The organism is Actinoplanes sp. NPDC051633, assembly GCF_040681735.1.
Lineage (GTDB): Bacteria > Actinomycetota > Actinomycetes > Mycobacteriales > Micromonosporaceae > Actinoplanes.
Genome location: NZ_JBFAZH010000271.1, coordinates 1 through 7,845, shown reverse-complemented (window position 1 = coordinate 7,845; position 7,845 = coordinate 1). Strand labels below are relative to the sequence as shown.

Below are 7,845 nucleotides of genomic sequence, written 5' to 3'. Positions count from 1 at the left end.
GGCGGCCTGGACGGCCGCCGCGAGCAGTGCCGTTATGAGTCGGCTGCGTCGCTCGGGTTGTCCGAGCCGGACTTCGCCGCGGCGAGTGACTTCTTGACGTCGTCGACAAGCTCCCCCCAGGAGGCCTCGAACTTCTCGACACCCTCGTCCTCCAGGACCCGGAACACGTCCTCGAGGTCGACGCCGATCGCGGCGATGTCGTTCATCACCTTCTCGGCCTGGGTGTACGAGCCGGTGACCGTGTCACCCCGGGTCTCACCGTGGTCCTCGAAGGCCTTGATGACCGATTCCGGCATCGTGTTCACCGTGCCGGGCGCGATCAGCTCCTCGACGTAGATGGTGTCCTTGTAGTCCGGGTTCTTCGTGCCCGTGGACGCCCACAGCGGCCGCTGCGGCTTGGCGCCCGCGTCGGCCAGCGCCTGCCAGCGGCTCGAGCCGAAGACCTCGGCGTACGCCTTGTAGGCGAGCTGGGCGTTGGCCACAGCGGCCTTGCCCCGCAGCGCCTTGGCCTCCTCGCTGCCGATCTTGTCGAGACGCTTGTCGACCTCGGTGTCCACCCGGGACACGAAGAACGAGGCGACCGAGCCCAGCTGGGTGAGGTCGTGGCCGTTGGCCTTGGCCTGCTCGATGCCGTCCAGGAAGGCGTCCATCACCGCCCGGTAGCGCTCGAGCGAGAAGATCAGCGTGACATTCACGCTGATGCCCGCGGCCAGCGTGGCGGTGATCGCCGGCAGGCCGGCCTGGGTCGCCGGGATCTTGATGAACAGGTTGGGCCGGTCCACCAGCCACCACAGCGTCTTGGCCTCGGACTGGGTCTTCGCCGTGTCGTGCGCCGAGCGCGGGTCCACCTCGATGGACACCCGCCCGTCCACGCCGCTGGACGCGTCGTACGCGGGCTTCATCACGTCGCAGGCCCACCGCACGTCACGCGCGGTGAGCAGGCGGATCGCCTCCTCGACCGTGACGTCCTGCGCGGCCAGGTCCTTGAGCTGCTCGTCGTAGGCGTCCGCGTCGGACAGCGCCTTGGCGAAGATGGTGGGGTTCGTGGTCACGCCGACCACGTGCTGCTCGCGGCGCATCTTGTCCAGCGAACCGGACTGCAGCCGCACCCGGGAGAGATCGTCGAGCCACACCGCCACGCCCGCGGCGGACAGCTCGGCCAGTCGGTCGGTCATCTCTACTCCTTCTGATCTTCTGCTTGCAGTGCGGCGAAGCCGCCTGAGCAGCTCAGTTTCCGGTCGTGTGACCGGTGATTTCGCCGACCTTGGCGAGGGCGGCGTTGGCCTTGGCCACCACGTTGTCCGCGGTGAACCCGAACTGCTCGAACAGGATCTTGGCGGGGGCGCTGGCGCCGTAGTGCTCGATGCTGACCGCCTCGCCGGCCTCGCCGAGGATGCGGTCCCAGCACTGCCGGATGCCGGCCTCGACGGTGACCCTGGCCTTGATGCCCCGCGGGAGCACGTGCTGCTGGTAGGACGTGTCCTGGTCGAGGAACCATTCCAGGCACGGCATCGAGACGACCCTGGTGGGCGTGCCCTGCTCCTCCAGGCGCTCCTGGGCGGACAGGCAGTGCTGCACCTCGGAGCCGGTGCCGATCAGGATCACCTTGGGCTCACCGCCGGACGCCTCGGACAGGATGTACCCGCCCTTGAGCGTGCCTTCGGCGCTCGAATACTTGGTGCGGTCGATGGTCGGCAGGTTCTGCCGGCTCAGTGCGAGACCGGTGGGCCGGTCGGTGTGCTCCAGCGCGCCGCGCCAGGCCCAGGCGGTCTCGTTGGCGTCGGCCGGGCGGACCACGTCGAGGCCGACGATGGCCCGCAGCGCGGACAGCGTCTCGATCGGCTGGTGCGTCGGGCCGTCCTCACCCAGGCCGATGGAGTCGTGCGTCCACACGTAGATGACCGGCAGCTTCATCAGCGCGGACAGCCGCACGGCGCCGCGCATGTAGTCGCTGAAGACCAGGAAGGTGCCGCCGTAGGGGCGGGTGCCGCCGTGCGCGACAATGCCGTTGAGGATCGAGCCCATGCCGTGCTCGCGGATGCCGAAGTGCAGGGTACGGCCGTACTCGTTGCCCGGGAACATCTTCGTGGCGTACTCGGACGGGATGAACGACGGCTCGCCCTTCATCGTGGTGTTGTTGGACTCGGCCAGGTCGGCCGAGCCGCCCCACAGCTCCGGCAGCACCGGCGCCAGGGCCTCCAGCACCTTGCCGGACGCGGCCCGGCTGGCCAGGCCCTTGGCGTCCGCCGGGAACTCGGGCAGCGCCTTCTCCCAGCCCTCGGGCAGCGCGTGCTTCTCCATCCGCGTGTAGAGCTTGAGCGCTTCGTCGTTGGCCGCGGCCCAGGCGTCGAAGGAGTTCTGCCACTCGGCGTGCGCCTCGCGGCCCCGCGTCACGACCCCGCGAACGTGCTCGAGCACCTTCTCGTCCACGTCGAACGACTTGTGCGGGTCGAAGCCGAGGATCTCCTTGGTGGCGGCCACCTCGTCGGCGCCCAGCGCGGAGCCGTGGATCTTGCCAGTGTTCTGCTTGTTCGGCGCGGGCCAGCCGATGATCGTCTTGAGCACGATGAACGAGGGCTTGTCGGTCACCGCCTTCGCGGCCTGGATCGCGTTCCAGAGTGCCTCGACGTCCTCGTGGTACTCGCCCTCGGCCGGGTCGCCGGAGCGCCAGTCGACGTGCTGGACGTGCCAGCCATACGCGGCGTAGCGCGCGCCGACGTCCTCGTTCTTGGCGATCCGGGTGTCGTCCTCGATGGAGATCTCGTTGTCGTCGTAGATCAGCGTGAGGTTGCCCAGCTTCTGCACCGCGGCGATCGCGCTGGACTCGTGACTGACACCCTCCTCGATGTCGCCGTCCGAGCACATCGCATAGATGTGGTGGTCGAAGGGCGACGTGCCCGGGTCAGCGTCCGGGTCGAACAGGCCGCGCTCGCGGCGGGCCGCCATCGCCATCCCGACCGCGTTGCCGATGCCCTGGCCGAGCGGGCCGGTGGTCACCTCGACGCCGGGGGTGTGGCCGAACTCGGGGTGACCGGGAGTCAGCGAGTCCCACTGCCGCAGCGACGCCAGGTCGTCAAGCGTCAGGCCGAAGCCGGAGAGGTAGAGCTGGATGTAGAGGGTGAGGCTGGAGTGACCACAGGAGAGCACGAAGCGGTCGCGCCCGGCCCAGTGCGGGTCCGTCGGATCGTGCCGCATCACGCGGTTGAACAGCAGGTATGCGGCGGGCGCGAGGCTCATCGCGGTGCCCGGGTGACCGTTGCCGGCCTTCTCGACCGAGTCCATGGCCAGGACCCGGATGGTGTCGACGGCGCGCTTGTCGAGGTCGGACCAATTGAGAGCAGGAGATTTGGCAGCCACGTCGGTGTGCTCCTCGGGCATGGATTCTTCAGTTCCCTATGACTATGAAGTTGACCCTATCCATTACCGGTAAACCCCCGCCCGGCGAACGGCACAGGCCCATACGCTGAGAGCGGACAGAAGAGTTCAACGTGTGACGCCGTGCACCCGCGCCGGGTCGTCGGAGAAGCGTCGCAGGCTGCGCGTAGTCTGTCCGAGCGTGCCGCCGGACCAAGCCCGGCAACGGCCGTGAGCACTTGCGCCGATGCCGGAAGGTGGCTGTCCGTGAGCATGATCACCGAGCGTCCCGTTCAAGGGCGGTCGCCGGGCCTGCGAGGCGGCGCGACCGACACGCGGGACAGGTCGGGGACCAAGCGTGACGTGCGGGCGGTGGTGGGTGCGTACATCGCGCTGACCAAGCCGCGCATCGTGGAGCTGCTGCTGGTCACCACCGTGCCGGCCATGATGATCGCGGCCGGTGGCCTGCCGGACCTCTTCCTGATGGCGATCGTGCTGGTCGGGGGCGCGACGGCGGCCGGTGCCGCGAGCGCGCTGAACTGCTACATCGACCGCGACATCGACCAGCTCATGCGCCGCACCAAGCGCCGCCCGCTGCCGGCACACAGCGTGACACCCCGGGCCGTGCTGATCTTCGGGCTGGCTCTCGCGGCGTTCTCGGTCGTGCTGATGGCCGTCTTCACCAACTGGCTGGCGACCGTGCTGACCGCGGCGGCGATCGTCTACTACGACGTCGTCTACACCCTGTGGCTCAAGCGCCGGACGCCGCAGAACACCTTCTGGGGCGGCATCTGCGGCGCGGCTCCGGTGATCATCGGGTGGGCCGCCGTGACCGGCTCGGTGTCCGCGCTGGGTTGGGCGCTTTTTGCAGTTGTGTTCTTTTGGCAGATGCCGCATTTCTACGCGCTGGCCATCAAGTACAAGGACGACTACGCGCGGGCCGGCATCCCGATGCTGCCGGTCGTGCGGTCGGCGGCTCGGGTGAACCGCGAGATCCTGCTCTTCACCGTGCTGACCGTGGTCGCCTCGATGGCGGCGTGGCCGCTCGGGCTCGGCCCGATCTACGGCGTGACGGCGATCGTCGTGGGTGCGCTCTTCCTGCTCGAGGCGGTGCGCCTGGCGGGCCGGTCGCGGGCCGGCCGGCCGCTGCGCCCGATGCGGCTGTTCCACTGGTCGACGACGTACCTGACGATCCTCTTCATCGCCGTCGCGGTCGACGCGCTGCTCTGACGGCGACCTGCGGAAACGTCGCACAGCAAGTCTGACTTTTCCGTTATGGCCGTGATCATCCGTAAGGCTTTCGATGGAACCTGCGATGATCCCCAATTCGGACAATATCGGTATATACCAATGCCGGTTCGCGCTAAACCCGCAGGTAATTGGCATCACAAAAGGCGGCCATGATTACTTGCACGGCCGTCTCATCTGCCTAGGCTGCCCGTCATGGCAGAAGGTTCCGATACGAATCTGACCGCGGGCATCAAGTCGTTCGCCGGCGAGCACGGCGGAGCGAAAGCGGTCATCGAGTACGTCGGCAAGCGGGGCGCGCGCATCGTCCTGGTCGGCGAGGACGGCGAGTGGTCCGACCAGTTCGCCGACGGCACTGACGTGGCCCGCAAAGCCTGTGACGCCGCGGGCGTCGAGGTGGAGAACGAGTGGGAGCGCGAGCTGATGGAGCAGATGCGTCCGAGCAACGACCTCTGGCGGTCGATGGCGCGCCGGAGCATGGCGCGCTGAAGTAATCGATGGAGATCCGAGCCCGTCCCCACTTTGATTGAGACATGACCCGAGAACCCACCACCGCAGCGACCCGGGAAAGCTCCCGGGTCGCTCTCGTCACCTGTGACCTCTTCCCCGACCTCTACGAGGACGAGTTCCTGCTCCGGGACGCCCTGCGGGAGCGCGGCGTCACGGTCGACGCGGTCACCTGGGACGATCCGAAGGCCGACTGGACCGCGTACGACCTCGTGGTGCTGCGTTCGCCCTGGGACTACCCGCCGCGCCGCGACGAGTTCGTGGCCTGGACCCGCGCCGTGCCCCGCCTGGCCAACCCGGCCGACATCGTCGAGTGGAACACCGACAAGCACTACCTGCGTGAGCTGGCGGCGGCCGGGGTGCCGGTCACCCCGACCACGTTCGTCGAGCCCGGCGACACGTACCTTCCGGGCAGCACGGGCGAGTGGGTGGTGAAGCCGACGATCAGCGCGGGCAGCAAGGACAGCGGGCGGTATTCGTTCCCGGACGAGGGCAAGCTCGCGGTCGAGCACATCGAGCGGCTTAACGCCGCCGGACGTACCGCGATGGTCCAGCCCTACCTGTCGGCGGTGGACGCGGCGGGGGAGACCGCGCTGCTCTTCACGCCGGACGCCGAGGGCAAGCTGGGCTTCAGCCACGCGATCCGCAAGGGCGCGCTGCTCAAGGGGCCGGACCTGGGCGACAAGGAAGCGGAGTACCAGGAGGACATCACCGCCCGCGATCCGTCCGAGGCGGAGCTCGCGGTGGGCGAGGCGGTCCTGGCCGCCATCCCGGGCGGCGCCGACCGCCTGCTCTACGCCCGCGTCGACGTGATCCCGGGTTCGGACGGGGCGCCGCTCCTGGTCGAGGTCGAGCTGACCGAGCCGTCCCTGTTCTGGCGCCAGGCCGACGGCGCCGCCGACCGGATGGCCGCCGCCATCGTCGCCCGCCTCGGGACCCGGACGGATTAGTCCGGCACCGCCGGGGGTGACGGCCGTTCACCTGAACTCGGCCCGCGTCGCACCGATCGGCACCGGCGTGTCGCGCGGGGCGACCCACGATGTCCGGTATGCGCACCGGCACCCTCCTCGCCCTCGCCGCCTCCGGGCTGCTCTGGGGCACCACCGTCCCGTTGACGAAGGTCGTCGTCGCGGACGTCGGGCCGGCCTGGCTGACCGTCGCCCGGCTGGTCCTGGCCGGGGTGCCGCTCGCGCTCCTGTGCCGCCGCCGGCTCGCGGCGGCGGTCTCGCCCGGGGTCGTGCTGTGGGGAGCGATGGGGTACGGCGCGGTCTTCACCCTGCAGAACGCGGGCGTCTCCCGGACCAGCGTCAGCCATGCCGCCCTGCTCGTGGGAACCGTCCCGATCCTGGTGGCGGTCCTGGCGGCCGTCGACCGCGCCACCCGCCGGCAGCGGCACTCCACGGGCCGGGGCACCTGGGTCGGTCTGGCGGTGGCGCTGGGCGGGGTGATGTGGATCGGCGCCGACGGCGGCGGGGCGGCCGATCCGGTCGGTGACGTGCTGGTGCTCGGCTCGCTGCTGCTGAACGCGGCGTTCCTCGTCGCGCAGCCGGCCCTGCTCGCGCTGCCCTCCCCGGTCGCGCAGCCGGCCCTGCTGGCGCAGCCCTCCCCGCTCGCTCAGCCGGCCCTGGTCGCTCAGCCGGCCCTGGTCGCTCAGCCGGCCCTGGTCGCTCAGCCCTCCCCGCTCGCTCGGCCGGCCCTGCTTGCCCGCCGTGACCCGCTCGCTGTCACGGCCGTGCAGCTGCTGGCCGGGGCGGTGCTGGCGGTGCCGGTCGCGCTGCTCACCGACGGCATGCCGCAGGTCGTGCCGGGTGGCCGGCCCGCGGTCGCGCTGGCGGTCCTGGCGGTGGGCGGCACGCTGGTGCCCTATGCGCTCTTCACCTGGGCGCAGGCCCGCACGACGGCCGAGGTCGCCGGTGCCTTCCTGAACCTTGAGCCGCTGGTCGGGGCTCTGCTGGGGGTGCTCGCCTTCGGGGATCCGGCCGGGCCGGCCCAGGTGGCCGGGGCGGCGGCGATCATCGCCGGGGTGGCGCTGACCGCTCGCCGGCCCGTCCGGGCCGTCGAGGTGGGTCGGTTGGCCCGGTCGGCCCGGCGTATTCGGCCGGGCGCTGCGGCGCGCCCGCGACACGCGAGCCGCCGCCTCCCCCGCCCCGGCACTGGGTGGGCCGAAATCTACGGCGCCGGTATGACACTTCTCGGGCGGCGTCCACAGGTGCCGTTGGCCGTCGTCCGTCCGCCGCTTCGCCGGCCGGGCCGCCGCCTCCCCCACCCCGGCGCTGGGCGGGCCCGAAACTAGGGGAGGGGTGTGACAGTTCCCGGCGCTCATCCACAGGCCGGCGGGGGATCAGCGGGCCGCTGCCGCCAGTGCGGCTTCCGGCGCCGGCTCCGCGGACGCCGACCTGCGCGTCCGCAGGCTGCGCAGCATCGCCAGCGTCGCGATCCACACCAGCGTCGCCCCCAGCATGTGGAAACCGACCAGCACCACCGGCAGGTGCGTGAAGTACTGCACGAAGCCGATCAGCCCCTGCCCCAGCTCGACCACGATCAACACCAGGGCGGCGCGGATCGCCGGCGCCGGGGCGTGCACCGCGCGCAGCGCGAACCACAACGCCACCGAGAGGCCGATCAGCAGGAACACCAGGTCGGCGTGGGCCTGGGAGACGGTCGCCGGGTCGAGGCCGTTGCGCTTGGCGCCACCGTCGCCCGCGTGCGGGCCGCTGCCGGTCACGAGATCGGAAG

At 70.5% G+C, this 7,845-nt stretch carries 6 protein-coding genes and 1 pseudogene; 4 read left to right on the top strand and 3 right to left on the bottom strand.

What is annotated here, in order from left to right:
- Positions 1-32 precede the first annotated feature (32 nt).
- Positions 33-1,175 carry a transaldolase gene (tal, locus tag AB0M20_RS17265; RefSeq protein WP_364299148.1) on the bottom strand — a complete coding sequence of 381 codons (1,143 nt, stop codon included), beginning with the start codon at positions 1,173-1,175 and terminating at the stop codon, positions 33-35.
- A gap of 52 nt (positions 1,176-1,227) precedes the next feature.
- Positions 1,228-3,378, bottom strand: coding sequence for a transketolase (tkt, locus tag AB0M20_RS17260; RefSeq protein WP_364299146.1), 2,151 nt, complete (start codon positions 3,376-3,378; stop codon positions 1,228-1,230).
- A gap of 243 nt (positions 3,379-3,621) precedes the next feature.
- Here tkt and AB0M20_RS17255 point away from each other — a divergent pair, with 243 nt between their 5' ends.
- From AB0M20_RS17255 to AB0M20_RS17240, 4 genes are all read left to right on the top strand, one after another.
- Positions 3,622-4,584 carry a heme o synthase gene (locus AB0M20_RS17255; protein ID WP_364299144.1) on the top strand — a complete coding sequence of 321 codons (963 nt, stop codon included), beginning with the start codon at positions 3,622-3,624 and terminating at the stop codon, positions 4,582-4,584.
- Positions 4,585-4,797: 213 nt separating this feature from the next.
- Positions 4,798-5,091 carry a hypothetical protein gene (locus AB0M20_RS17250; RefSeq protein ID WP_364299142.1) on the top strand — a complete coding sequence of 98 codons (294 nt, stop codon included), beginning with the start codon at positions 4,798-4,800 and terminating at the stop codon, positions 5,089-5,091.
- Positions 5,092-5,135: 44 nt separating this feature from the next.
- Positions 5,136-6,059 carry a hypothetical protein gene (locus AB0M20_RS17245; RefSeq protein ID WP_364299140.1) on the top strand — a complete coding sequence of 308 codons (924 nt, stop codon included), beginning with the start codon at positions 5,136-5,138 and terminating at the stop codon, positions 6,057-6,059.
- A 98-nt stretch (positions 6,060-6,157) separates the two neighbouring features.
- Complete coding sequence (locus tag AB0M20_RS17240; protein WP_364299138.1) at positions 6,158-7,402, top strand: EamA family transporter; 1,245 nt, start codon at positions 6,158-6,160, stop codon at positions 7,400-7,402.
- A 48-nt stretch (positions 7,403-7,450) separates the two neighbouring features.
- Here the strand turns inward: AB0M20_RS17240 and AB0M20_RS17235 are convergent.
- Positions 7,451-7,845: pseudogene (locus AB0M20_RS17235) on the bottom strand (heme A synthase); the annotation flags it as partial.

Excerpts from the sequence above, each read along its gene's own strand:
- tal (WP_364299148.1), bottom strand. The coding sequence starts at position 1,175 with ATGACCGACCGACTGGCCGAGCTGTCCGCCGCGGGCGTGGCGGTGTGG.
- tkt (WP_364299146.1), bottom strand. The coding sequence starts at position 3,378 with ATGCCCGAGGAGCACACCGACGTGGCTGCCAAATCTCCTGCTCTCAAT.
- AB0M20_RS17250 (WP_364299142.1), top strand. The coding sequence starts at position 4,798 with ATGGCAGAAGGTTCCGATACGAATCTGACCGCGGGCATCAAGTCGTTC.
- AB0M20_RS17245 (WP_364299140.1), top strand. The coding sequence starts at position 5,136 with ATGACCCGAGAACCCACCACCGCAGCGACCCGGGAAAGCTCCCGGGTC.
- AB0M20_RS17240 (WP_364299138.1), top strand. The coding sequence starts at position 6,158 with ATGCGCACCGGCACCCTCCTCGCCCTCGCCGCCTCCGGGCTGCTCTGG.